The sequence below is a fragment of the Nocardia beijingensis NBRC 16342 genome, assembly GCF_001612785.1.
GTDB lineage: Bacteria > Actinomycetota > Actinomycetes > Mycobacteriales > Mycobacteriaceae > Nocardia > Nocardia beijingensis.
In genome coordinates this window covers 35,953-59,600 of record NZ_BDBC01000050.1, presented here as the reverse complement: position 1 = coordinate 59,600, position 23,648 = coordinate 35,953, and the positions used below count along the sequence as shown (strand labels likewise).

At 68.1% G+C, this 23,648-nt stretch carries 23 protein-coding genes, 1 tRNA gene and 1 pseudogene; 19 read left to right on the top strand and 6 right to left on the bottom strand.

Annotated elements, in window-relative coordinates:
- From NB3_RS25390 to NB3_RS25380, 3 genes are all read left to right on the top strand, one after another.
- Positions 1-681, top strand: a 681-nt coding sequence (locus NB3_RS25390) for a replication initiator (RefSeq protein WP_371855937.1), incomplete at its 5' end; no start/stop codon positions are given.
- A 13-nt stretch (positions 682-694) separates the two neighbouring features.
- Positions 695-901: a helix-turn-helix transcriptional regulator gene (locus NB3_RS25385; RefSeq protein ID WP_067808376.1), complete on the top strand. Its 207-nt coding sequence runs from the start codon at positions 695-697 to the stop codon at positions 899-901.
- Complete coding sequence (locus NB3_RS25380) at positions 901-2,112, top strand: site-specific integrase (RefSeq protein ID WP_169810746.1); 1,212 nt, start codon at positions 901-903, stop codon at positions 2,110-2,112. Before NB3_RS25385 ends, NB3_RS25380 begins: the two co-directional genes overlap by 1 nt.
- Positions 2,113-2,154: 42 nt before the next feature.
- Here NB3_RS25380 and NB3_RS25375 read toward each other — a convergent pair.
- Positions 2,155-2,241 (bottom strand) — tRNA-Leu (locus tag NB3_RS25375).
- A 226-nt stretch (positions 2,242-2,467) separates the two neighbouring features.
- Here NB3_RS25375 and NB3_RS25370 point away from each other — a divergent pair.
- From NB3_RS25370 to NB3_RS25335, 9 genes and pseudogenes are all read left to right on the top strand, one after another.
- Positions 2,468-3,085, top strand: coding sequence for an ANTAR domain-containing response regulator (locus tag NB3_RS25370; RefSeq protein WP_039797267.1), 618 nt, complete (start codon positions 2,468-2,470; stop codon positions 3,083-3,085).
- A 184-nt stretch (positions 3,086-3,269) separates the two neighbouring features.
- The gene (locus tag NB3_RS25365) at positions 3,270-4,511 is read left to right on the top strand and encodes a branched-chain amino acid ABC transporter substrate-binding protein (protein ID WP_371855936.1); all 1,242 of its coding nucleotides are present in this window, start codon (positions 3,270-3,272) and stop codon (positions 4,509-4,511) included.
- 93 nt (positions 4,512-4,604) lie between these two features.
- Entirely contained in the window at positions 4,605-5,642 is a 1,038-nt protein-coding gene (locus tag NB3_RS25360; RefSeq protein WP_067808373.1) for a branched-chain amino acid ABC transporter permease, read from the top strand.
- Positions 5,639-7,057, top strand: coding sequence for a branched-chain amino acid ABC transporter permease (locus NB3_RS25355; protein ID WP_067808371.1), 1,419 nt, complete (start codon positions 5,639-5,641; stop codon positions 7,055-7,057). The genes NB3_RS25360 and NB3_RS25355 overlap by 4 nt, the downstream gene beginning before the upstream one ends.
- Positions 7,054-8,082 (top strand): annotated as a pseudogene (locus NB3_RS36380) (ABC transporter ATP-binding protein); the annotation flags it as partial. The gene NB3_RS25355 and the pseudogene NB3_RS36380, both read left to right, overlap by 4 nt.
- 87 nt (positions 8,083-8,169) lie before the next feature.
- Positions 8,170-8,865, top strand: a complete 696-nt coding sequence (locus NB3_RS36375) for an ABC transporter ATP-binding protein (protein WP_228828299.1) — start codon at positions 8,170-8,172, stop codon at positions 8,863-8,865.
- Between the two features lie 54 nt (positions 8,866-8,919).
- On the top strand, positions 8,920-10,596 hold the full coding sequence (locus tag NB3_RS25345; protein WP_244892070.1) for a DUF885 domain-containing protein: 1,677 nt from the start codon (positions 8,920-8,922) through the stop codon (positions 10,594-10,596).
- A gap of 115 nt (positions 10,597-10,711) precedes the next feature.
- Positions 10,712-13,456, top strand: a complete 2,745-nt coding sequence (gene polA, locus NB3_RS25340; RefSeq protein ID WP_244892069.1) for a DNA polymerase I — start codon at positions 10,712-10,714, stop codon at positions 13,454-13,456.
- A gap of 200 nt (positions 13,457-13,656) precedes the next feature.
- Positions 13,657-14,151 (top strand): beta-class carbonic anhydrase, encoded by a 495-nt coding sequence (locus NB3_RS25335; RefSeq protein ID WP_067808368.1) that lies wholly within the window; start codon positions 13,657-13,659, stop codon positions 14,149-14,151.
- Positions 14,152-14,211: 60 nt separating this feature from the next.
- Here the strand turns inward: NB3_RS25335 and NB3_RS25330 are convergent, their stop codons facing one another.
- Positions 14,212-14,526: a DUF6191 domain-containing protein gene (locus NB3_RS25330; protein ID WP_067808366.1), complete on the bottom strand. Its 315-nt coding sequence runs from the start codon at positions 14,524-14,526 to the stop codon at positions 14,212-14,214.
- A gap of 426 nt (positions 14,527-14,952) precedes the next feature.
- Here NB3_RS25330 and NB3_RS25320 point away from each other — a divergent pair, with 426 nt between their 5' ends.
- The gene (locus tag NB3_RS25320) at positions 14,953-15,390 is read left to right on the top strand and encodes an alpha-isopropylmalate synthase regulatory domain-containing protein (protein WP_067808362.1); all 438 of its coding nucleotides are present in this window, start codon (positions 14,953-14,955) and stop codon (positions 15,388-15,390) included.
- Positions 15,391-15,542: 152 nt separating this feature from the next.
- Here the strand turns inward: NB3_RS25320 and trxA are convergent, their stop codons facing one another.
- Both trxA and NB3_RS25310 read right to left on the bottom strand, forming a co-directional pair.
- The gene (gene trxA / locus NB3_RS25315) at positions 15,543-15,914 is read right to left on the bottom strand and encodes a thioredoxin (protein ID WP_067808360.1); all 372 of its coding nucleotides are present in this window, start codon (positions 15,912-15,914) and stop codon (positions 15,543-15,545) included.
- A 47-nt stretch (positions 15,915-15,961) separates the two neighbouring features.
- Positions 15,962-16,492 (bottom strand): 2'-5' RNA ligase family protein, encoded by a 531-nt coding sequence (locus NB3_RS25310; protein WP_067808358.1) that lies wholly within the window; start codon positions 16,490-16,492, stop codon positions 15,962-15,964.
- Positions 16,493-16,571: 79 nt separating this feature from the next.
- On the opposite strand from NB3_RS25310, the gene NB3_RS25305 reads away from it, so the two are divergent.
- Positions 16,572-17,666, top strand: coding sequence for an isocitrate/isopropylmalate dehydrogenase family protein (locus NB3_RS25305; RefSeq protein WP_084823660.1), 1,095 nt, complete (start codon positions 16,572-16,574; stop codon positions 17,664-17,666).
- 370 nt (positions 17,667-18,036) lie between these two features.
- On the opposite strand, the gene NB3_RS25300 is transcribed toward NB3_RS25305, so the two are convergent.
- Positions 18,037-18,516, bottom strand: a complete 480-nt coding sequence (locus tag NB3_RS25300) for a DUF7144 family membrane protein (RefSeq protein WP_067808356.1) — start codon at positions 18,514-18,516, stop codon at positions 18,037-18,039.
- A 259-nt stretch (positions 18,517-18,775) separates the two neighbouring features.
- Between NB3_RS25300 and NB3_RS25295 the strand changes: the two genes are divergently transcribed.
- A complete protein-coding gene (locus NB3_RS25295; protein WP_067808391.1) occupies positions 18,776-19,228 on the top strand; it encodes a DUF6325 family protein in 453 nt (150 codons plus the stop codon).
- Positions 19,229-19,237: 9 nt separating this feature from the next.
- Positions 19,238-19,543 (top strand): SHOCT domain-containing protein, encoded by a 306-nt coding sequence (locus tag NB3_RS25290; protein WP_067808354.1) that lies wholly within the window; start codon positions 19,238-19,240, stop codon positions 19,541-19,543.
- 30 nt (positions 19,544-19,573) lie between these two features.
- On the opposite strand, the gene NB3_RS25285 is transcribed toward NB3_RS25290, so the two are convergent.
- Complete coding sequence (locus NB3_RS25285) at positions 19,574-20,035, bottom strand: SHOCT domain-containing protein (RefSeq protein ID WP_084823659.1); 462 nt, start codon at positions 20,033-20,035, stop codon at positions 19,574-19,576.
- A gap of 932 nt (positions 20,036-20,967) precedes the next feature.
- On the opposite strand from NB3_RS25285, the gene NB3_RS25280 reads away from it, so the two are divergent.
- Genes NB3_RS25280 through NB3_RS25270 form a run of 3 tightly spaced genes read left to right on the top strand, consistent with a single transcriptional unit; the run spans position 20,968 to position 23,639 of the window.
- Positions 20,968-21,891, top strand: coding sequence for an ABC transporter substrate-binding protein (locus tag NB3_RS25280; protein ID WP_084823658.1), 924 nt, complete (start codon positions 20,968-20,970; stop codon positions 21,889-21,891).
- A 3-nt stretch (positions 21,892-21,894) separates the two neighbouring features.
- A complete protein-coding gene (locus NB3_RS25275) occupies positions 21,895-22,854 on the top strand; it encodes an amino acid ABC transporter permease (protein WP_067808352.1) in 960 nt (319 codons plus the stop codon).
- A 32-nt stretch (positions 22,855-22,886) separates the two neighbouring features.
- Complete coding sequence (locus NB3_RS25270) at positions 22,887-23,639, top strand: amino acid ABC transporter ATP-binding protein (protein WP_067808387.1); 753 nt, start codon at positions 22,887-22,889, stop codon at positions 23,637-23,639.
- Positions 23,640-23,648 lie beyond the last annotated feature (9 nt).

Genomic DNA, 23,648 nt, shown 5'->3' with positions numbered 1-23,648 from the left:
TCCGGGCAGGCGTTGACCGGCTGGGACGACGCGATGGACGTTCTTGATGCGGTGGATGATCTGGAACCGGCGTACACGGTGCGGTTCGGCGAACGCATGGACCCCGGCCACATGAAGGGTTACATCCCTGGCCAGAAGGCCGACCGGGCGATCGGGTACGTGACGAAGTACCTCACCAAGTCGATCAGCGAAGTCTTGGAAACCGATTCGACCCGCACCGCGATCCACTACGACCGGTTGCACGCGGAGTTGCAGCACACGCCGTGTTCGCCGCGGTGCGCGGTGTGGCTGCGCTACGGCATCGTCCCGAAGGGCGCCAGCGACAAGACCATCCCCGGCCGCTGCAAGGGCAAGGCCCACCGCCGAGACACCCTCGGCCTTCCCGGTCGTCGCGTGCTGGTGTCGCGGCGCTGGTCGGGGAAGACGCTGCCGGATCACAAGGCGGACAGGGCGGAGTTTGTTCGGCAACTGCTGGCCTCTGTCGGCATCCACAAGCCGGATACCTCGCATCTGATCATCCGGCCGGTCGAGCCCGGAGACCAGTCCGCGCCGCCTCGGGATCACTTGATCCTGGCCGCGATCGCCCAACGCACGAAATGGCGCGCGGAATACACCAACGCCCTACTCGCGGCCGGGGCAGGAGCACAGCACGAACATTCAGCAATTCAGCAAGCAGCATAGGGAGGGAAACGACATGAGCGAGGAAGAGACCTACCTGCGGGCCAAGGACTGTGAGGTCCTGACCGGGATTCCGGAAGCGACTTGGCGGTGGTGGGCGCACGTCGGTTCAGGTCCGGCGAGTTTCAAGCTGGGGCCGCGGCGGCGCGTGTGGCGTAAGTCCGTGGTGCTGGCGTGGATCGCGGAGCAGGAGAAGTTGACCGGTTCCGGTGAGGCTGCCTGATGGCGACACGGCGTAATCCCCGCGCGGGCATCGAGGATCGCTGGTATCCGACCGTCGTCGAGGTCGACCCGGAAACCGGCAAGGTCACTAAGAAGAAGGTCAAGTCGGACGAGCGTTTCGGCAAGGGCAAGCGATGGCGGGCGCGGTACGTCGACCCGAACGGCGTGGAGCGCTCGCGCTCGTTCGACACCAAGGCCGCCGCTCAGAAGTTCCTCGACAGCGACGTGACAACAAAGGTCGTAACGGGAACCTGGGTTGACCCGGACCGTAGCGGCGTGCTGTTCGGTGTCGTCGCTGAGAAATGGTTCGCCACAAAGAAATTCCGCAAACCGAAGACTGTCGCCGGATACCGGTCATTGCTCGACACGATCGTGCTGCCGCGGTGGGGCGACGTTCGTCTGCGAGAAATCGAATTCGAAGACATTCAGGAATGGGTGGTCGCCCTGTCGGAATCGGGGAGTTCTCGATTCGAGGGGCGTGGCCTGTCGGCGTCCCGAGTTATCCAGTCTTACCAGGTGCTCAGCCAGGTTCTGAGGTTCGCCATCAAGGCGAAGCGGCTGGCAGCGAACCCGGCGGAGGACATCGACCTTCCTTCGATGATGGCGGGGGAGCGGCGGTACTTGACGCACGTGGAGGTGATGCGGCTGGCGATGGCGGCGGGCCGGTTCCGTCCGCTGGTCCTGACCCTGGCCTATACCGGGATCAGGTTCTGCGAGGCGATCGCACTGCGTACCTCCAACGTCGATCTCGAGCAGCGGCGGATCCGGATCACTCGTTCGGCAACCGGGGTCACGGGCAAGGGCATCGTGGAGACCGACACAAAGAACCACACCACGCGGGCGGTTCCTGTGCCGGGCACGCTGGCCAAGGACCTGGCGAATCTCCTGAGCGGTCGTCGGCCGGACGCGCTGGTGTTCCCGAGCCACAAAGGCGGCTACCTCACCTCGACGGAGTTCCGGTGGGTGTTCGACCAGGCGGCGAAGGATGCGGGGCTCGCCGGAGTCGTGCCGCATGGGTTGCGTCACACGGCGGCGTCACTGGCGATCAGCGCCGGGGCGAACATCAAGGTCGTACAGCGGATGCTTGGGCACAAAACCGCGACCCTGACGCTCGACCTCTACGGGCATCTGTTCCCGGACGATCTGGATGTGGTGGCCAACGGGATGGACGCAGGGGCGAGGGCGGCTGCGGACTATCTGCGGACTGCGTGAGGAGGGGAATGTGGGCGGCGTTGAGAAAACCGCCCACTACCTTGGTGCCGAGTGTGGGACTCGAACCCACACGTCCTTTCGGACAACGGTTTTTGAGACCGTCGCGTCTGCCAGTTCCGCCAACCCGGCGCACCGGATGGCAACTATAGCCGCTCGGGTGGCGTTGACGGAAATGGGTTGGTCCGCGCGGCGCGATGGGGCGGTTTGCGCAGGGTATATGCGTTCTATGCCGAAGTGAAAGGTACTCTTTACATCACTCGACAGCCCGAGGGATGGCCCGTGCGCGTCCCCGTGCGAGCGCGGCTTTCCTTTGGTTGGGTCGGGTACAGGGCATCGGAACCAGAGGGGTCTACCTATGAGCACAGCAGCTGGGGGCGCCGGCACCAAGAAGGACGCCGGCGCGAAGCGGGTCGTCGTCGCCGAGGACGAGGCGCTCATTCGCATGGATCTGGTCGAGATGCTGACCGAAGAGGGCTATCAGGTGGTCGGTGAGGCGGGTGACGGCCAGCAGGCGGTCGACCTCGCCGTGGAGCACCGGCCCGATCTGGTCATCATGGATGTGAAGATGCCGCGCCGCGACGGGATCGACGCGGCGGCGGAGATCGCGTCCAAACGTGTTGCCCCCGTGGTCATCCTGACCGCGTTCAGCCAGCGCGATCTGGTGGAGCGGGCGCGTGACGCTGGCGCGATGGCCTATCTGGTGAAGCCGTTCACGAAGTCGGATCTGGTGCCTGCCATCGAATTGGCCGCCAGCCGCTTCCACGAGATCACCGCGCTGGAGAGCGAGGTCGCGAATCTCGCCGAGCGGCTGGAGACCCGCAAGCTGGTCGAGCGCGCCAAGGGCGTGCTGATGCAGACGCAGGGCCTTTCGGAGCCGCAGGCGTTCAAGTGGATTCAGCGCACCGCAATGGACCGGCGCACGACGATGAAGGCGGTCGCCGAGGTGGTGCTGGAGAACCTGACGCCGAAGTGACCGCGCGTCACGGAAGAATTTACGCGAACGAAACGTAGTCGTGAACAAGAATTCGGAACGATGTCGCGCGCATGATCCGAATGTGATGCGGAACTAACGTACCGACGCTATGTTCTGACCGGGCTGATGTGAGTCGGCCTCCTCGGCGACCCCGGGGGAGCACAGAACTTAGATGAGGTGCAAAGTGCTTAGTTCGACATGGCGCAGGCGCTCGACGCGAGCTGTTGTGGCCGTCGGCGCCGCCGCCGCGCTGGTGCTGACCGGTTGTAGCGACAAATCCACCAGCAGCGGTTCGGATTCCTCGGGTACCAACGGGGCGGGCGGCCTGTCCATCCAGCCGCTTCTGCAGGTCGACCAGCAGGGCAAGGAAGTGCCGAAGGCCGACGCGGCCACGGCGGCCGATCCCGCCGGCGATGGCAAGGCGACCTGCGCGCCGGGTACGGCCATCGCGATGGCGGGTGCGCTGACCGGCCCCGACGCCGCGCTCGGCATCAACATCGTCAACGGCGTCAAGCTGGCCTTGGACAAGCACAACAAGGCCAACCCCGGCTGCAAGATCGAGCTGAAGCAGTTCGACACCGAAGGTGACCCGCAGAAGGCCACCCAGGTGATCCCGCAGATCGTCAACGATCGTTCGATCATCGGCCTGGTCGGTCCCGCTTTCTCCGGCGAGACGAAGGCGACCGGCAAGATTCTCAGCGACGCGGGCCTGGTCTCGGTGACCTCGTCGGCGACCAACGCGACGCTGACCCAGAACGGCTGGACGACCTTCTTCCGCGGTTTGGCCAACGACGACGTGCAGGGCCCCTCGGTGGCGAAGTACCTGGTCAACAGTGCCGGTTACAAGAAGGTCTGCGTCATCCAGGACAACACCGACTACGGCACCGGCCTGGCGAAGTCCATCACCGAAGGCCTCGGCGCCGCCGCCGACCCGGCGTGCGCGGCCAGCATCAAGAAGGGCGACAAGGACTTCTCCGCCACGGTCACCAAGGTGGCGGCGGCGAATCCGGACGCCATCTTCTACTCCGGTTACTACTCCGAGGCGGCGCCGCTGGCGCAGCAGTTGAAGTCCGGTGGCGTGAAGGCGGTCTTCGTCTCCGCCGACGGCACCAACGACCCGCAGTTCGTCTCCCAGGCGGGCAGCGCGGCCAAGGGTGCGAAGCTGTCCTGCCCGTGTGGTCCCGCTCCCGAGAAGTTCGCCAAGGATTACGAGGCGCTCAACGGTCAGGCGCCGGGCGTGTACTCGGTCGAGGCCTACGACCTCACCACGATTCTGGCCAAGGGCATCGACGGCGGGAAAGTGACCCGTCCGGACCTGCTCGACTATGTGCGGACGTACGACGGTGCCGGCCTCGCGCGTCAGTACAAGTGGAACCCGAACGGTGAGCTGTCGAACGCGCTGATCTGGGTGTACGAGGTCAAGTAGTCCCGGATCCCGGGCGCACGGCACGTACGGGGTTTCGCCGGAATCCCCGTACGTGCCGTTGTTCGGTGGGCGAATGGATGAGGGCGGAAATAAATGAAACAAATGGCTTCGGCCGCCGGGACACATCTGGTGGCCGGCTCGATCGACTTCAACTACGAGGCGCTGATCGATAATTTCTGGCGGCTGACCGTCGACGGCGTGACCTACGGCGCCATCTATGCCTTGGTCGCCGTCGGCTACACCTTGGTGTACGGCGTATTGCGGCTGATCAATTTCGCCCATTCGGAAATATTCATGCTCGGGTTGTTCGGCCAGTTGATCGGTTTGATGATCTTCGGATTCACCGCGAGCCCCGATGTGTACACCCAGGGCGTGGTGCTCACCGTCGTGTATCTGGGTCTGGCGATGGTCGTTGGCATGCTCGTGTCCGGCGGCGCGGCAGTCGGATTGGAGCGGGTGGCCTACCGGCCGCTGCGCAAGCGCGGCGCGAAACCGCTGGCCTTCTTGATCACCGCGATCGGTATGTCGTTCGTCCTCCAGGAACTGGTGCACTTCGTGCTGCCGAAGATCCGCCCCGATCTCGGCGGCACCAACGCGCAGCAGGCCATCCGGCTCGTCGAGCCCACCGTGCAGTTCAGCTTCGGCGGCGCGGACGTCACCAACATCATGCTGCTCATCGTGATCGCCGCCGTCGCGCTGGCGATCGTCACCGAAGTCCTGATCAACCGGACCAAGTTCGGGCGCGGTATCCGCGCCGTGGCGCAGGATCCCGACACCGCGACGCTGATGGGCGTTTCCCGGGAGCGGGTCATCATGCTCACCTTCCTCATCGGCGGTGTGCTCGCGGGCGCTGCGGCGATGCTGTACACGCTGAAGATCCCGAACGGGATCATCTACTCCGGCGGATTCATCCTCGGGATCAAGGCGTTCAGCGCAGCGGTGCTCGGCGGCATCGGCAACCTGCGCGGCGCGCTGCTGGGCGGACTGGTGCTCGGCGTGGTGGAGCAGTACGGCCAGATCCTGTTCGGCACCGAGTGGCGCGACGTGGTCGCGTTCGTGGTGCTCGTGCTGGTGCTGATGGTTCGCCCGACCGGCATCCTCGGCGAGAGTCTCGGAAGGGCGCGCGCATGACCGAAACGACCAAGACGGCGGCCACGCCGGAGACCGCGCGCCATGGCGTCGGCGACGCGATCCGCACCTGGTGGGACGGCCTGAGCAGGCCCGCGCAGTGGGGCGTCGGCGTCCCGATCCTCCTGCTGCTGGCGCTGCTTCCGCTGTTCCCTCCGCCGCTGCTGAACACTCCTTCCTACAATTTCGGCCTGGTGATGGCGCAGGTGGCGATGTACGCGCTGCTGGCCATCGGCCTCAACGTGGTGGTCGGGCAGGCGGGTCTGCTCGATCTCGGCTACGTCGGTTTCTACGCCGTCGGCGCCTACACCGTCGGCCTGCTCACCAGCCCCAACAGCCCGTGGAACCAGACCGACGGCGGCTGGCTCGATCCGAAGTGGGCCTGGCTGGCGTGCCTGCCGATCGCGGTCGCGGTGACCGCGGTGTCCGGCCTGATCCTCGGTTCGCCGACGCTGCGGCTGCGCGGCGACTACCTGGCGATCGTGACGCTCGGCTTCGGTGAGATCGTCCGGCTGCTCGCGGAGAACCTGACCGAGCTCACCAACGGCAGCCTCGGCCTGTCGGGTGTCGCCTACCCGCGCGTCGGCGAATCCGCGAGCAGGCCGGAGGGCGTGTTCTCCGGCGGCAACCCCGGTGACCCGGACAGCGCCAACTTGCTAGACCGCGCCAGCTACGGCACCTATTGGTACTGGTTCGGCATGGCGCTGGTGGTGATCGTGCTGCTGGTGGTCGGCAACCTGGAGCGCAGCCGGGTCGGCCGCGCCTGGGTCGCCATCCGCGAGGACGAGGACGCGGCCGAGATCATGGGCGTGCCGACCTTCAAGTTCAAGCTGTGGGCATTCATGATCGGCGCCGCGGTGGGCGGCATGTCCGGTGCGATCTACGCCGGGCAGGTGCAGTTCATCAATCCCACCGGCTTCAACATCATCAACTCGATGCTGTTCCTGTGCGCGGTGGTCATCGGCGGGCAGGGCAACAAGCTCGGGGTGATCTTCGGCGCGTTCGTCATCGCCTATCTGCCCGCACGGCTGCAATCGGTGAACCTGGTGAGCAACGAGTCGACCGGGTACGTCCTGCTGGCGATCGATGTCGCGGTGTTCGTCGCGTTGATCGTCGCGTGGCGGTTGTGGTCCGGTCGGCTCGGCGTGTGGCCGCGGCGCGGAGTCGTCACCGCGATGGTGGTGACCGGCGTGCTCGCGCTGCTGCTGCTCGGCAGCGTGCTGCTGTTCCGCAAGGGCGGCGCGCAGTCGCTGGGCGACCTCAAATATCTGTACTTCGGTATCGCGTTGGTGGTGATGATGATTCTGCGTCCGCAGGGTCTGTTCCCGGTGCGGCAGAAGCTGCTCACCTATGGCAGGCAGGTGTACCAGGCCGTGCGCAGACCGGCCGCGGCCGAGCCGATCGGAGCGGGCCGATGACCGGGCCGGGCGCGGGTGACGCGCTGTTCGACAACGAGGACATGGCCGCGGGCTACGCGACCGAACCGGAGGCCGAGTCGGCGGGCACGGTCGACGTCACCCAGGTGATCCCGGAACTCGCCGACGCCGCGACCGTCGCCGAAGTGGTGGCCCCGCGCCGCGATATCGAGACCGCGGTGGGTGAGCCGCTGCTGCGCACCGATGGCCTCACGGTGAAGTTCGGCGGCCTCACCGCTCTGGATCAGGTGAGCTTCGAGATCCGCCGCGGCGAGATCCTCGGCCTCATCGGACCCAACGGCGCGGGCAAGACCACCTGCTTCAACGCGATCACCGGCGTCTACCAGCCCGCCGCCGGACTGGTGTACTTCGACGGCAAACCGCTGACCAAGACCAAACGCAACGCGATCACCCGCCTCGGCATCGCCCGCACGTTCCAGAACGTGCGTCTGTTCGGTGAAATGACCGCGCTGGAGAACGTCGTGGTCGGCACCGACGCGCGGCACAGGACCTCGGTGCCCGGCGCGGTGTTCCGGACGCCGCGGCATCGGCGCGAGGAGCGCGACGCCATCGAGCGCGGCATGGCGCTGCTGGAGTTCGTCGGCATCGCCCCGCGCGCGGTGGAGAAGGCGCGCAACCTCTCCTACGGCGACCAGCGCCGTCTGGAGATCGCCCGCGCGCTGGCCACCGAGCCGAAGCTGCTGTGCCTGGACGAGCCTGCGGCCGGGTTCAATCCGAGCGAGAAGTCCGCGCTGATGGACCTGATCCGCAAGATCCGCGACGACGGGTTCACCGTGCTGCTCATCGAGCACGACATGCGGCTGGTCATGGGCGTGACCGACCGGATCGTGGTGCTGGAGTTCGGCCGCAAGATCGCCGACGGGCTGCCCGCCGACATCAGGGACAACCCCGCCGTGATCGCCGCGTATCTGGGCGTGCCGGATGTCGATGCGGTCGAAACCCGCTCCGCCGCAAGCCAGGACGGCGTGTCAGGGGATGACGCGCCGCCCGGTCCCGAGCCGGAGCGGCCGCTCGGCACGGCTGCGGTCACCGCGCCGGTGCCGGAGGCGAAGCGCGAGCCCACCGCGGCCGCACCGCTGCTCGAAGTCGAGGACATGGTCGTCAACTACGGCAGAATCCAAGCGCTGCACGGCATCTCGCTGACGGTCGCGGAGGGCGAGCTGGTCACCCTGCTCGGCGCCAACGGCGCGGGGAAGACGACCACGATGCGCGCCATGTCCGGCCTGCTGCCGTTGACCCGCGGCCGGATTCTGTTCGAGGGCCGCGACATCACCCGGATGAAGGCGCACGAACGGGTGCTGCACGGGCTGATCCAAGCGCCGGAAGGCCGGGGTGTCTTCCCCGGCATGACGGTGCAGGAGAACCTCGACATGGGTTGCCACGGACGAGGTTTCAAGCAGAAGGCCGAGTACGAGCGGACCTTGGAGTGGGTGTTCGAGCTGTTTCCCCGGTTGCTCGAGCGGCGCAAGCAGGTCGGCGGCACGCTCTCCGGCGGTGAGCAGCAGATGCTGGCCATCGCCCGCGCGCTGATGGCGCGGCCGCGGCTGCTGTTGCTCGACGAGCCGTCGATGGGGTTGGCGCCCATGGTGATCCAGCAGATCTTCCGGATCATCGGCGAGATCAACCAGCAGGGCACCACGGTGCTGCTGGTGGAGCAGAACGCGCAGCAGGCGCTGGCCCGCAGCGACCGCGCCTACATCATGGAAACCGGGGAGGTCACCAAAACCGGTCGCGGTGCGGAATTGCTCACCGATCCCGCGGTGAAATCGGCGTATCTCGGCGTGGGTTGAGTTGCGCCGCCGAGTCCGGTGCCGCGCGGCCCGGCTCGAGGCATGATCGTGACCATGGATGGTCACGACGAGCTGATGAGCTTGGCCGAGCGGTACTGGGACAGCGTGCTCGAGGCGGCGCCGAGCGAGGCGACCCTGCTCGGCGACCGCCGCTTCGACGATCGGATCGAGGATCTGTCCGTCGACGCCGAACAGCGGCTGCTGTCGACCTGGCGCGAGCTGCTGCGTGCGGTCGACGCGCTCGACGCCGAGCGGCTCGGCCGGGCCGACCGCATCACCCGTAGCCTGCTGCGCACCGAATTGAGCGGCGCGGTCGAGCATCTGGAATGGCGGCCGATGGAGCTGGCCTCCGATCAGATGAACGGCGTGCACGCAGGCGTGCTGATGGTGGCGCCGCAGACGAACGCGCCGCGGCCGGAGCACGCGCTGGCGCTGGTGCGCCGCTACCGCCAGTTCGGGGACATGCTCGGCCAAGCCGTGGAACGCTTCCGCGCTGGACTGGCCGCGGGCCGCACGCCCGCGCGGATCGCCATCGAGCGCTCGCTCAACCAGCTCGACGGCTACCTCGGTTCCGACGTGGCCGCCGACCCGTTCGTCACCTTCGCCGGTCCGGAGGGCTGGGACGGCGAGGCCGCGTGGCGCTCGGAACTGACCGAGGTGACGCGGGAGGTCATCCGGCCCGCGTTCCAGGTCTACCGCGACGCGCTGTACGACGAACTGCTGCCCGCCGCTCGTCCCGACGACCAGCCGGGCCTGTGCTGGCTCGGCGGCGACGGCGAGGACATCTACCGGCGGTTGCTGCGCCACCACACCACGCTGCCCGATCTCGGCGCCGACGAGATCCACGAACTCGGCCGCACCGAGCTGGCGAAGCTGCGCGAGGAATACGCGACGGTGGGCGCGCGGCTGTTCGGCACCGGCGATCTCGGCGAGATCTTCGCCCGGCTGCGCGACGATCCCGCCCTGCGCTACGACGACGCCGAGCAGATCATGTTCGACGCCCGCCGCGCGCTCGCCCTGGCGACCGCCGAGATGGGGAACTGGTTCGGCCGGCTGCCGAAGGAGTCCTGCGACATCGTCCCGGTGCCCGAGTTCCTGGCCGCGGATTCGCCTGCGGCGTACTACTTCCCGCCCGCCGCCGACGGCTCGCGGCCGGGCACGTACTTCGTCAACCAGCACCATCCCACCGGCCGTGGACGCTTCGAGACCGCGTCGGTGGCCTACCACGAGGCGATTCCCGGTCACCATCTGCAGCTCACCATCGCCAACGAACTCGACCACCTGCCGCGCTTCCAGCGCCAGTCCTTCGCCAACACCGCGTTCGTCGAGGGCTGGGCGCTCTACACCGAGCGGCTGGCCGACGAGATGGGTTTGTACGAGGACGATCTCGGCCGCCTCGGCATGCTGGCGGGCGACTCCTGGCGTTCCTGCCGGTTGGTGGTCGACACCGGCCTGCACGCGAAAGGCTGGAGCAGGCAACAGGCCATCGATTTCATGGTGGCCAACGCGCCGGTCGGGCTGGCCGAGATCACCGTGGAGGTGGACCGCTACATCGCCATGCCGGGGCAGGCGGTCGGCTACAAGATCGGGCAGCTGGAGATCCTGCGCCAGCGGGTGGCGGCCACCGAGCGGCTCGGCGCCGACTTCGACATCAAGGCCTTCCACGACGTGGTGCTCGGCTCCGGCTCGGTGAGCCTGCCGGTGCTGCGCGAACTGGCGGGCACGCTGTGACGGCGCGGGGCGCGATCGCCGGTCGCGCCCCGCGAACCGCGATCCGGTCGCGGCGGCCTCGGCTGCCGGGTGTCGGCGTATCGCCATGTCGGTGCCGGTCCCTAGACTCTGGGGCGTGAGTTCACCCACGACCGCTCCGCGTCCTGCCCCCGCGTCCGGCTCCGGCGATCCCGGCTCGGGAGACCGGCCGACGCTGCTGTTGCTGGACGGGCATTCGATCGCCTATCGCGCGTTCTTCGCGCTACCGGCGGAGAATTTCAAGACGGTCACCGGGCAGACCACCAACGCGGTCTACGGCTTCACCGCGATGCTGATCAACCTGCTGCGCGACGAGAAGCCGACGCACGTGGCCGCGGCGTTCGACGTGTCGCGCCAGACCTTCCGCGCCGAGGCGTATCCGGAGTACAAGGCCAACCGCAATGCCACGCCGGACGAGTTCCGTGGCCAGGTCGAACTCACCAAGGACGTGCTGGGCGCGCTGGGCATCCCGGTGATGGCGATCGAGGGCTTCGAGGCCGACGACATCATCGCCACGCTCACCACGCAGGCGACGGCCGCCGGTTTCCGCGTGCTCATCGTCACCGGCGACCGGGACTCCATCCAGCTGGTGAACGAGAACGTCACGGTGCTGTACCCGCGCAAGGGCGTCTCGGACCTGACCCGGTTCACTCCGGACGAGGTGATGGCGAAGTACGGCCTCACGCCCGGCCAGTATCCCGACTACGCGGCGCTGCGCGGCGACCCGAGTGACAACCTGCCCGGCATTCCCGGCGTGGGGGAGAAGACCGCGGCGAAGTGGATCCGCGAGTACGGCGACCTGAACACCCTGGTCGAGAAGGTCGATCAGGTGAAGGGCAAGGTCGGCGACGCGCTGCGGGCGAACCTGAGCAACGTGGTGCTCAACCGGCAGCTCACCGAGCTGATGCGGGAGGTGCCGCTGCCCTACACCCCCGACCAGCTGGCGCAGGGGCCGTGGGATCGCGAGAAGATCCATCAGCTGTTCGACGATCTCGAGTTCCGGGTGCTGCGCGACCGGCTGTTCGAGACGCTGGCTCCGCCGGAGCCGGAGGCGGAGGCCGGTTTCGAGATCAGCGGCGGCGCACTGGAGATCGGCGCGGTCGCGGACTGGCTCGCCGAGCACGCGAAAGCCGGTGTGCGCCATGGTGTCTCGATCATCGGCACGGGTTCCCCGGCCGGTGGCGACGTGCGCGCGCTCGCCATCGCGGCGGGTGACGGGGAGAGTGGCTACATCGACGTCACCGTGCTCACCCCCGAGGACGAGGCGGCGCTCGGCGCATGGCTGGCCGACCCGGCGGTGCCGAAGGCGCTGCACGAGGCCAAGGCCGCCCTGCACGCCCTGCGCGGGCGCGGCTGGACGCTCGGCGGGCTCACCAGCGACACCGCGCTGGCGGCGTACCTGGTGCGTCCCGGCCAGCGCACGTTCAACCTCGACGACCTGTCGCTGCGCTACCTGCACCGTGAGCTGCGCGCCGAGACCGGCGACACCGCGCAGCTGTCGCTGCTCGACGACGAGGACGCCGCCGACGCGGAGCTCGCGCGGGCGCAGATGCTGCGCGCGCGTGCCGTCGCCGACCTGGCCGACGCGCTCGACGGGGAACTGGCCCAGATCGAGTCCACCCCGCTGCTGGCGGACATGGAACTGCCGCTGCTGGGTGTGCTGTCCACCTTGGAGGCGGCGGGCATCGCGGTGGACACCGACCAGCTCGCGACGTTGCAGCGGCAGTTCGCCGACCGGGTCGCCGAGGCGGCCGAGGCGGCCTACGAGGTGATCGGCAAGCAGATCAACCTCGGCTCGCCCAAGCAGTTGCAGGTGGTGCTGTTCGACGAGCTGGACATGCCGAAGACCAAGCGCACCAAGACCGGCTATACCACCGACGCGGACGCACTGGAATCGCTCTACGAGAAGACCCAGCACGCGTTCCTGGAGCACCTGCTCGCGCACCGCGACGCCACCCGGCTGAAGGTCACCGTCGACGGCCTGCTCAAATGCGTCGCCGAGGACGGTCGCATCCACACCACGTTCAACCAGACGATCGCGGCCACCGGCCGGTTGTCCTCGACCGAGCCGAATCTGCAGAACATCCCGATCCGCACCGACACCGGCAGGCAGATCCGCGACACCTTCGTGGTCGGCTCCGGCTACCAGTCGCTGATGACCGCCGACTACAGCCAGATCGAAATGCGGATCATGGCCCACCTGTCCGGCGACGAGGGACTGATCGAGGCGTTCAACTCGGGAGAGGACCTGCACAGCTTCGTGGCGTCGAAAGCGTTCGACATCCCGATCTCCGAGGTCTCCCCGGAATTACGCCGCCGGATCAAGGCGATGTCCTACGGCCTGGCCTACGGGTTGAGTTCCTACGGCCTGTCCGCGCAGCTGAAGATCAGCACCACCGAGGCGAAGGAGCAGATGGAGGTCTACTTCGCCCGCTTCGGCCGCATCCGCGACTACCTGTACGAGGTGGTGGAGCAGGCGCGCAAGGTCGGCTACACCGAGACGCTGTTCGGCCGCCGCCGCTACCTGCCCGATCTGGACTCCAGCAACCGGCAGCGCCGGGAGGCCGCCGAACGGATGGCGCTCAACGCGCCCATCCAGGGCACCGCGGCCGACATCATCAAGGTGGCGATGATCAACGTGCACCGGGCGATGCGAGAGGCGGGCCTGCGCTCCAGGATGCTGTTGCAGATCCACGACGAACTGCTGTTCGAGGTCGCCGACGGGGAACGGGAGACGCTGGAGGCGCTGGCGCGCGAGCAGATGTCCGCGGCGATCGCGCTGTCGGTGCCGCTGGAGGTCTCGGTCGGCGTCGGGCGCAGCTGGGACTCCGCCGCGCACTGACCGGCGCGAGCGCGTCGCACCGACATGCCGGGCCCCACCGCACGGGGCCCGACCTCCGGCATCCGGAGAGCTATCATCGGGCGACCGCGCGCAAGTAAACGAATCACGGTGAACGGGACCCATGTCCCATGCCGCGCGGCCACCTACCGTGGGGCTGGTCATACATAGGGATTCACGCATACCGAGCGCAGGGATGGCCCATGACTGTCACCGATGAGTACCTGCAGAACAACGCGGCGTACGCGAGCGCCTTCCAGGGCCCGCTGCCGCTGCCGCCCGCGAAGGGCGTGGCCGTGGTCGCGTGCATGGACGCGCGGCTCAATGTCTACGGCGCGCTCGGCCTCGCCGAGGGCGAGGCGCACGTCATCCGCAACGCGGGCGGCGTCGTCACCGCCGACGAGATCCGCTCGCTGGCCATCAGCCAGCGGCTGCTCGGCACCAGGGAGATCATCCTGATCCACCACACCGACTGCGGCATGCTCACCTTCACCGACGACGACTTCAAGGCGAGCATCCAGGAGGAGACCGGCATCAAGCCCGAGTGGGCCGCGGAGGCCTTCTCGGATCTGGAAACCGATGTGCGCCAATCGATCGCGCGCGTCGTCGCCAGCCCGTTCGTGCCGCACAAGGACTCGATCCGCGGCTTCGTCTTCGACGTCGCCACCGGCAAGCTGAACGAGGTGCTGCCCGAGTAGGGGCGAAAATCACACTGCCGCGGTGAGATCCGGGTGCGATCGCCCGGATCTCACCGCGTTTCACGATGATCGCCGCGCGATCAGCCGCGCCGAACCCGCGCCGAGATCGACCTCGTCGCGCGGCGGCGCCCCCGCGGTGGCGTCCTCCCGGTGCATCAGCGCCGTCATCCGCTGCTCGAACTCGTGGTGTTTGCCGCCCTGGAAAACCGCCGTGACCTCTTCGAACCCCGCCGCGGCGACCGGGAGCCCCGACCGTTTGCGGGTCCAGGGCAGCGCGCGGCCGCCGGTGAGCTTGTTCCAGGCGACTTCGGCGAAGGCCAGCAGGATGAGCAGGACGGCCAGACCGGGGATGGTCGTCGCTACGAGGAGACCCATGTCACCGACGCTACCCCCCGGCGGGCCGCGCCGTCCTGAACTGCGACGATGGTACTCGTCAGTAGACAAATCGGGCATCGGATGTGGTTGCTATTGCGCCGCGATGTCCCTATCCTCGATCCCGTGCCGAATCCCGCCGACCGCCGCAGCGCAGCGCTCCATGTCGCAGACCGCGACAGCGCTCTGCTTTCGGCGTCGCTCATCGGGCCCTCCGTGGCCGCGCAGGCTACCGCCTCCGTGCCCGAGGTTCGCGCCGAGCTACTTCCGCTCACCGCGATGGTGGCGTCGCTTCCCCGAGTCCTCGTAGTAGCCCGCCGTAGCGGGGTCTGATTCGGGCCGGCCCCCTCGCTGCGGGCATATCCACTTGTTAGTGCTGGTCCCCTCTGTCAACTGAGCCACGACATTCTTCGGGAAGACCTACTTTCAATGACCATCCTGACTCTTGATACAGACATGTTCCACGCCGCCGCCCCCAAGGGCCTACGCGCCGAAGCCGCCGGGCTGACCTCGGCGGAATTCCACAGCCGGTATTGCGCGCACGGCGGCCCGATCCGGCTCGGCGAGTGGTCGCCCGCGGGCGCGAGGACCGCGGAGTTCACCGCCACGCTGGAGTTCGCCGGGCATATGCGGACCGTCGTCGCCACCGGCAATCCGGTCGCGGCGATGACCTCGGCCCTCTACGACGAGGGCTACCCCGTCGAGATCCTGCAATTCCATCAGCGGCGCACCGCCGACGGCACCGCCACCTTCGTGCAGTGCGAATGCAACGGCAGGCGCGGCTGGGGCGCGGCGATCGCGGACGACGGCGCCGAGTCGACGGTCCGCGCCATGATCGCGGGCGTCAACCTGCTCGGCGCGTCCTGACTCGAGGCTCGCACCCTCGGGGCATGCCGCCCTGAGGGTGCGCCCGGCCCCGAACGCGCAGCCGGCCCGGACACGGACTGCCGCTTCCGCGTGTCCGTATCCGGGCCCGAACCAATTCCCTTGCGGCGCAGTGGTTCACCGCGCCGCGCGAACTACTGTCCGGCCTGCTGCTGCTCGGCGAGCTGCTTGCGCACCTCGTCCATGTCCAGCGCCTTGACCTGGGTCACCAGATCCTCGAGCGCCGCGGGCGGCAGCGCGCCGGGCTGCGCGAACACCAGCACACCCTCCCGGAAAGCCATGATGGTCGGGATGGAGCGGATGTTGGCGGCCGCCGCGAGGCCCTGCTCGGATTCGGTGTCGACCTTTCCGTGCACCACGTCGGGGTGCTTGTCGGAGGAGGCCTCGAAAGTCGGTGCGAAACTCTTGCACGGACCGCACCAATCGGCCCAGAAATCGACGAGTACCACGTCGTTCCCGGTGACTACCTCATCGAAATTGTGCTGGGTCAGCGTTTGGGTGGCCATGACGTCCTCTCGTTTCGGTGTGCTCGCTATAACGCGGGCTGCTCCGGTTATCTTCCACGGCGGACCTGGCCGACCGGCCACTCGCGCCGCTGATCCCCGTCCCATCGACGGATACCCAGCACCGTCGCGGGAAAATCCCGGTCTCGCGCGACGGCGTGGATGGCCTCGCCGAGCTGGTGCGGGGGCACCCGCCTGGCGAGGGTGATGTGCGGCGTCCACGCGTCCGGATGCAGGTTGCCCGGAACGCCGGGGCACGGGGAGATCGTGTGGAAGATCCGGCGATGCAGGGCGAGCAACGCCTCGGACGGGACCACCAGCCGGACCAGGATGGGGCGGCGGGCGCCGAAGACCACCAGCCCGCCGAGCCGGACGGGGATCGGCGCGAAGGCCAGCTCGTCCAGCGCCTGCTCGATGCGCGGCCAGATCTGCCTGGCCACCCCGGCGGTGACGTGCGGGCGATTGGACTCGTCGGCGCGCGCGGCGAGGCTCGGCACGCCTGCTTCCGCCAGCAGCTGCCACTGGCGGCGGATCTCCGTGTCGGCGGCCTCGTCGAGGAGTAGTTCGACCGACTGCACCATGGTCCCCCGAAGGTAACCGCAACCGGCGTGTCCGCGGGCCGGTTCCGCCGGCGGGGCGCGCCGGCGGGAGGATGTTCCGGTGAACGACGCGAATCGACCCCGGCTGGACCGGGCACTGCGGCTGGGCCTGATCGACGGCGACGGCATCGGCCCCGAGGTGGTGCGCGCGGCGAGGGAGGTCGTCGACGAGGCACTGTCCGCGGCGGGCGCCGCCCCGGTCGAGTGGGTGCCGCTGGCCATGGGCCACCAGGCCATCGCCGAGTTCGGCACGCCGCTACCCGAGCAGACGCTCGAGCGGTTGGCGGACGTGGACGCGTGGATTCTCGGCCCGCACGACAACGCGTCTTACCCGGCCGAACATCGCGTCGCGCCCGGTGGCGCCATCCGCAAGCATTTCGGCCTCTACGCCAACATCCGGCCCGCGCGTGCCTTCGCCGGCGTGCGCGCCGCGGCGCCGGACATCGACCTGGTGATTGTGCGGGAGAACAGCGAAGGGTTCTACGCCGACCGCAACATGTTCGCCGGGTCGGGGGAGTTCCGGCCGACACCGGACATCGCGATGTCGGTCGGGCTGGTGACCCGCTCCGCCTGCGAGCGGATCGCGCATCAGGCGTTCCGGCTGGCCGCGACGCGACGCAAACGGGTGACGATCGTGCACAAGGCCAATGTCCTGCCGCTGACCATGGGCCTGTTCCGCGACGTCTGCCGCGAGGTCGCCCAGGAGTACCCGGGGATCGAGGTGGACGACGAACACGTCGACGCGGCGGCCGCGCACTTGGTCCGCGCCGCCTCCGACTACGACGTCCTGGTCACCGAGAACCTGTTCGGAGACATCCTGTCCGATCTCGCGGGGGAACTGAGCGGATCACTCGGGCTGGCCGCCTCGCTGAACTGTTCGGACACCACGGCCATGGCCCAAGCGGTGCACGGCGCGGCGCCCGCGCTGGCGGGGCACAACCGGGCGAATCCGGCGGCATTGCAATTGTCGGCGGCGATGCTGCTGCGCTGGCTGGCAGCCCGGCACGGCGACGTGACCCTGGCGCGGGCCGGCGAGCGGATCGAACGGGCCGTCGCCGCGGTCTTCGAAGCGGGCATCGCCACCGCCGACCTCGGCGGACTCGCATCCACCAGCGAATTCACCGAGCAGGTGTGCGCACGGGTGCACCGCAGGTAGCCGGATAACCGTTTCGCGCACCGCACCCGGCCGAGGTCCCGCTATCCGCCTCGGGCCGCCGGTCGCTGCCGGACGGGACGAATCATCAGCGTGCGGCGTGCGCCCGGGAAGCCCAGGCACGCATCCGATTCGGCGTGCGTCATCGTCGGAGATGCCATACCGCGTCCACAGCGCGCCCGAATCCACGGCGCCCCTGTGGCCGAGGCTCAGCCGCCGGTGAGGTAAGCGCCCAGCGCGATCACCACGCCGACCCCCGTGCAGCGCGGTCCGTGGCGGCGTCGGCACCGTGGTCGTCACTCGCGTCGAAATCCATGAATTCCGCACCCAGGGAACGGCGTCGGGTGCCAGAAGCGACCGGCGGCGGCGCTGCTCAGGTCGTCGCCGAGCCGGAGCGCGGCGCTCCGGGACCGGTGGCCGCGTTCGGTTCGGAGAAAGTCGTCTCCGGGTTCCATGTCGCGACGGCCCAGATCACCACGACGTCGAGCGCGATGATCAGGATTGACCAACCCGGGTAGTACGGCAGCCACAAGAAGTTGGCGATGATCGATAGCGCCGCGATGACGATCGCCGACACCCGGGCCCAGGTCGCCCCGGTCATCAAGGCGATGCCGACGACGATCATCAACACCCCGAGCACGATGTGCGTCCAGCCCCAGGCGGTGAAGTCGAACTTGAAGGTGTATTGCTGGCCCTGGACGAAGAGTTCGTCCTCGGCCACCGCCGATATTCCTTGGAACAACTGAAGGAACCCGACGGTGGTCAACATGATCGCGGCCGCGATCGACGTGCCTGCGGCGATGCCTTGCCGGACGCGATGGTCGTCCCGATTCACCGGCGTGTGTTGCGACATTTGCGGTTCCCTTTCGCGAATTATGCGTGTCGGCATGGGATGTGCGCATGCACGTCATGCCGCAACGGGCTTCGTGCCCTGCGGGGCGGCCGGGCCGGATATTGCGCGACCGGGTGTCGGTCAGCGGCGTACGCTATCACTGAGATTAGCATCGGGAGGGCAGCGAAATCCGAAGTTGCCCGTTCCCGGATCCGCGATGCCAGGTGTGTATTCCGGCGATCCTGCGTGGAATCCGATCGAAATGGAAAAGAGGCTTCCGGTGACCGATACCGATATCGACCCGATAGGTCCTATTGACTATCTCGTTATCGAATTCCCCGCGGATCGGCCCCCCGACGGGTCGGCCCTGCCCATGCTGGTCGATCTCGTCGAGCGCGGCATCGTCCGGGTGCTCGACCTGGCGTTCGTCCGCAAGGGCGCCGACGGTTCCCTGTCCGGAATCGATATCGCGGACATGGGACTCGAAGGCGACTTCGATATCACCCTGTTCGAGGAGGCGGGCTCCGGCCTGCTGGACGAAGCCGACCGCAGGGAAGCCGGAGCCGCGCTCGAACCCGGGTGCTCGGCCGCGATCCTGGTCTACGAGAACAGGTGGGCGGCGCCTTTCGCATCCGCCTTGCGCCGCAACGGCGCTCAGCTCGTCGCCTCGGGGCGCATCCCCGTGCAGAGCCTTTTGTCGTCCCTGGACGCGCTCGAGGCAGAGAGTCGATAGGAGACCGCCATGCCAGGATTGCTTCGCGGGGTGGCCCGCACCGCGGTGGTCGCCGGGACCGCGACCGCCGTCTCCAACCGCGTCTCGCGGCGGCAGGGGGAACGATGGGCGGCGCAGGAACAGCAGGCGCAATACGATCCGTACGCGCAGCAATATGCCCCGCAACCAGCCCCGCAGGCGCCCGCACCGCCGAGTGGCGGCGGTGCGGGCATGGACCGGATCAGCGCCCTGAAGGAACTCGCTCAACTCAGAGCACAGGGCGTGCTCACGGAAGCCGAGTTCGAGGCCGAGAAGGCCCGCGTCCTCGCTTCCTGAGTCGGCGCGGAGCCGGGTTCGCGGCGCAGCTCACCGCGCCACCGGCCGGGCGGGGGGTGCCCCGGTCGCCTGTGGCGCCTGCGCGGCGCCCGGTTGCGGCGCGTGACCGGGCTGTCCCGCCAGCGCCTGGGCCTTGAGCTGCTCGAACTCGGCCACGGTGATCGCGCCCGAGTCGAGCAGCGCTTTGGCCTCGGCGATGCTCTCCGCGGGAGACTTACCCGCGACCTCTCGGATGTACTGGTCGGTGGCCTCTTTCGCCTCGGCTTGGGCTCGCTGGGCGCGCAGCGCCATGCCCCGGCCCCGGACGATGAGGTAGACCAATGCCGTGAGATAGGGGAGCACCACCAAGGCGATCACCCACAGGGCCTTGGCGACGCCCGAGACGGAGTGGTCGCGGAACAGATCGACCAGAATCTGGAACAGCACGATCAGGTATGCCACGAAAGCGAATACGAGGATCGTGTACCACACGTAGTCCCAGAACGAATCCATGATGAACCTCCTCGGGTGAGCCCGCGGCGAATTCGGAATCCACGGCTCACCACGTTCTGGATCGGACCGTCGGACGGCCCGGTGGCCGGAAGGACAAACCTTTCTCTGTGACGTGCCGGGCTCTGCCTGTCGTATGCCTGTTGTGCCGGTAGGCCGAACCCGCATCGGTATTCGGGGCGGTACCGGTGCGAAGCGCCCGAAGAGGGGAACGATGCACCGGCGCCCGGTCGCGCGAACAATCTAGGGCGCATCAATTTTCGAGTGTCCGGATAGGCCGTTCGCTGTAACCGCCGAGCCGGAGAAACTCGTCCGGCCGGAAAAGACCGGCAAATAATCATCGACGCTGGCGGAGACATCGTCAAGATTGCCGGCGAATTCGGCCGCCGCCCGAACGGAACAGGTGTGCGACGGGCGGGTCGGCCGCCGCCGGAGCCGCGCACCCGGACCGTGCCCGGCGACGGCCGCGTAGTCGGACTGTGCCCGGCGACGGCCGCGTAGTCGGACTGTGCCCGGCGACGGCCGCGTAGTCGGACTGTGCCCGGCGACGGCCGCGTAGTCGGACTGTGCCCGGCGACGGCCGCGTAGTCGGACTGTGCCCGGCGACGGCCGCGTAGTCGGACTGTGCCTGGCGGCCGTTCGCACCCCGACCGTGCCCGGCGGCCGTTCCGCACCCGGACTGTGCCCGGCGGCCGTTCGCACCCGCACCCCCGGCGACGGCCGCGGAGTCGGGCGGCCGGAGAGGGCCGATGCTGTCCGCGCCGACGTCGCTCCTCCGATCGCCGGAGCGGCACCCCGCGGGAGTATGGTCTTCCGCCGGTGCGCCGGGGTCGCGCGAGTAGATCGTGTTGCTGTTGCATTACTGTCCAGCGCGGAGCGGCCCGGTCGCTTAGATTGCCAAACGGGTGATGACGCCCGGGTTGCGTGGAGCCGAAATGTGGAGGGCTGCTGTGTCTGATCGATCGTTTCTCGGCAGGCGCGCCCTGCGAGCCGCCACGGGCGTGCTCGCCGCGGGCGCGCTGGTGCTGACCGGATGTACCACGAACACCGAGGACACCGGCCCCTCGGTGGCGAAAGTGCAGGTGGACAAGGTCGACGAGATCGCGGCGCAGCTCCCCGACAAGATCAAGCAGTCCGGCAAGCTGGTCGTCGGCGTGAACATCCCCTACCAGCCGAACGAGTACAAGGACGCCACGGGCCGGATCGTCGGCTTCGACGTGGACCTGATGGACGCGGTCGCCTCCGTGCTCGGCGTCAAGGCCGAGTACGTCGAGTCGGCCTTCGAGAAGATCATTCCTTCGATCCAGGCGGGCACCTACGACGTGGGCATGTCGTCGATCACCGACTCCAAGGAACGCGAGCAGCAGGTCGACTTCACCACCTACTTCAACGCGGGCATCCAGTGGGCCCAGCAGAAGGGCAAGCCGGTAGACCCGGAGAACGCCTGCGGCAAGAAGGTCGCCGTGCAGGCCACCACCGTCGAGCACACCGACGAGGTGCCCGCCAAGAGTGCCAAGTGCGTCGCCGCGGGCAAACCCGCCATCGACATCAAGTCGTTCGACGAGCAGAGCGCCGCGACCAACGCGCTCGTGCTCGGTCAGGTCGACGCCATGTCGGCCGACTCCCCGGTGACGGCGTACGCGATCAAGCAGAGCGACGGCAAGATCGAGAACGCCGGCCCGGTGTTCGACTCCGCGCCCTATGGCTGGGCGGTGCCCAAGGGCGCGCCGCTGGCCGCCGTGCTGCAGAAGGCGGTCCAGTACCTCATCGACACAGGCAAATACCTCGAGATCACGAAGAACTGGGGCGTGCAGGAAGGCGCGATCGCCAAGTCCGTCGTCAACGGCGCCGTGAGCTGATCGATGGCGGACAAAGACACTCTGCCTGCGCCCGGCGATCCCGGGCCCGGCGGAGCGGACTCGACGCGGGAGCCGGAGCCGATCAAAGCGGTTCCGCTGCGCAGGCCGGGTCGCTGGATAGCGGCGGCGGTCATCCTCGTCCTGGTGGCGCTGTTCGTCTACGGCGCCGCGACGAACCCGGCCTATCGCTGGGACACGTACTGGAAATACCTGTTCGACACCCGGATCGCCGCGGGCGCCGTCGTGACGCTGGAGCTGACCGTGTGCGCGATGGCCATCGCGGTCGTGCTCGGAACGACGCTGGCCGTGATGCGGCTGTCGCCGAACCCGGTGTTGCGCAGCTCGGCCTGGGTGTACCTGTGGATCTTCCGCGGCACCCCGGTGTTCGTGCAGCTGGTGTTCTGGGGCCTGGTCCCGTCGCTGTACAGCCGGATCCAGCTGGGCGTTCCGTTCGGGCCGCAGTTCTTCCATCTCGACGTGCAGCAGCTGCAGGCCGCGTTCGCCTTCGCCGTGCTCGGCCTCGGACTCAACGAGGCGGCCTACATGGCCGAGATCGTGCGAGCCGGGATCAACTCCGTCGGTGAGGGGCAGCGGGAGGCGTCGTTCGCGCTCGGCATGTCCTGGAGCCAGACCATGCGCCGCACGGTGCTGCCGCAGGCCATGCGCGTGATCATCCCGCCGACCGGCAACGAGCTCATCGGCATGCTGAAGACCACCTCGCTGGTCACCGGCATCCCGTTGAGCACCGATCTGTTCGGCCGCGCGCGCGACATCTACGGCGTGAACTTCCAGCCCATCCCACTGCTGCTGGTCGCAGCCACCTGGTATCTGGCGATCACGAGCGTGCTCATGATCGGCCAGTACTACTTGGAGCGCTACTACTCGCGCGGCGTCTCCCGCACGCTGACCACCAAGCAGCTGCAGGAACTCGCCGACGCCCAGCAGGGGGAGAAGGCGAAATGAGCGTGGACGTCGCGAAGACCACCGCACCGCCCATGGTGCTGGCGGACCGGGTCTGCAAGAACTTCGGCGCCCTGCAGGTGCTCAAGGGCGTCTCCCTCGAGGTGGGCCGCGGCGAAGTGCTGTGCCTGATCGGGCCGTCCGGCTCGGGCAAGTCCACCTTCCTGCGCTGCATCAACCACTTGGAGCAGGTGAACGCGGGCCGGCTCTACGTCGACGGCGAGATCGTCGGCTACCGGGAGAAGAACGGCAAGCTCTACGAGATGCACCCGCGCGACGCGGCCAAGCAGCGCCGCGAGATCGGGATGGTGTTCCAGCATTTCAATCTGTTCCCGCACCGGACCGCGCTGGAGAACGTCATCGAGGCGCCCACCCAGGTGAAGAAGGTGCGCAAGGCGGACGCGGTGACCAGGGCCAAGGAACTGCTGGACCGGGTCGGGCTTGCGGACAAGGCGAACGCCTACCCGGCGCAGCTGTCCGGCGGTCAGCAGCAGCGTGTGGCGATCGCCCGCGCCCTGGCCATGGACCCCAAGCTCATGCTGTTCGACGAACCGACCTCCGCGCTGGACCCGGAGCTGGTCGGCGAGGTGCTCACCGTCATGCGGGAATTGGCGAAGTCGGGCATGACGATGGTGGTGGTGACCCACGAGATGGGGTTCGCCCGCGAGGTCGCCGATCAGCTGGTCTTCATGGACGGTGGCGTGGTCGTGGAGGCGGGGCCGCCCCGGCGCGTGCTGGCCGAGCCGCGGCACGAGCGCACCAAGGCGTTCCTCTCGCGACTGCTCTGACACCGGGCC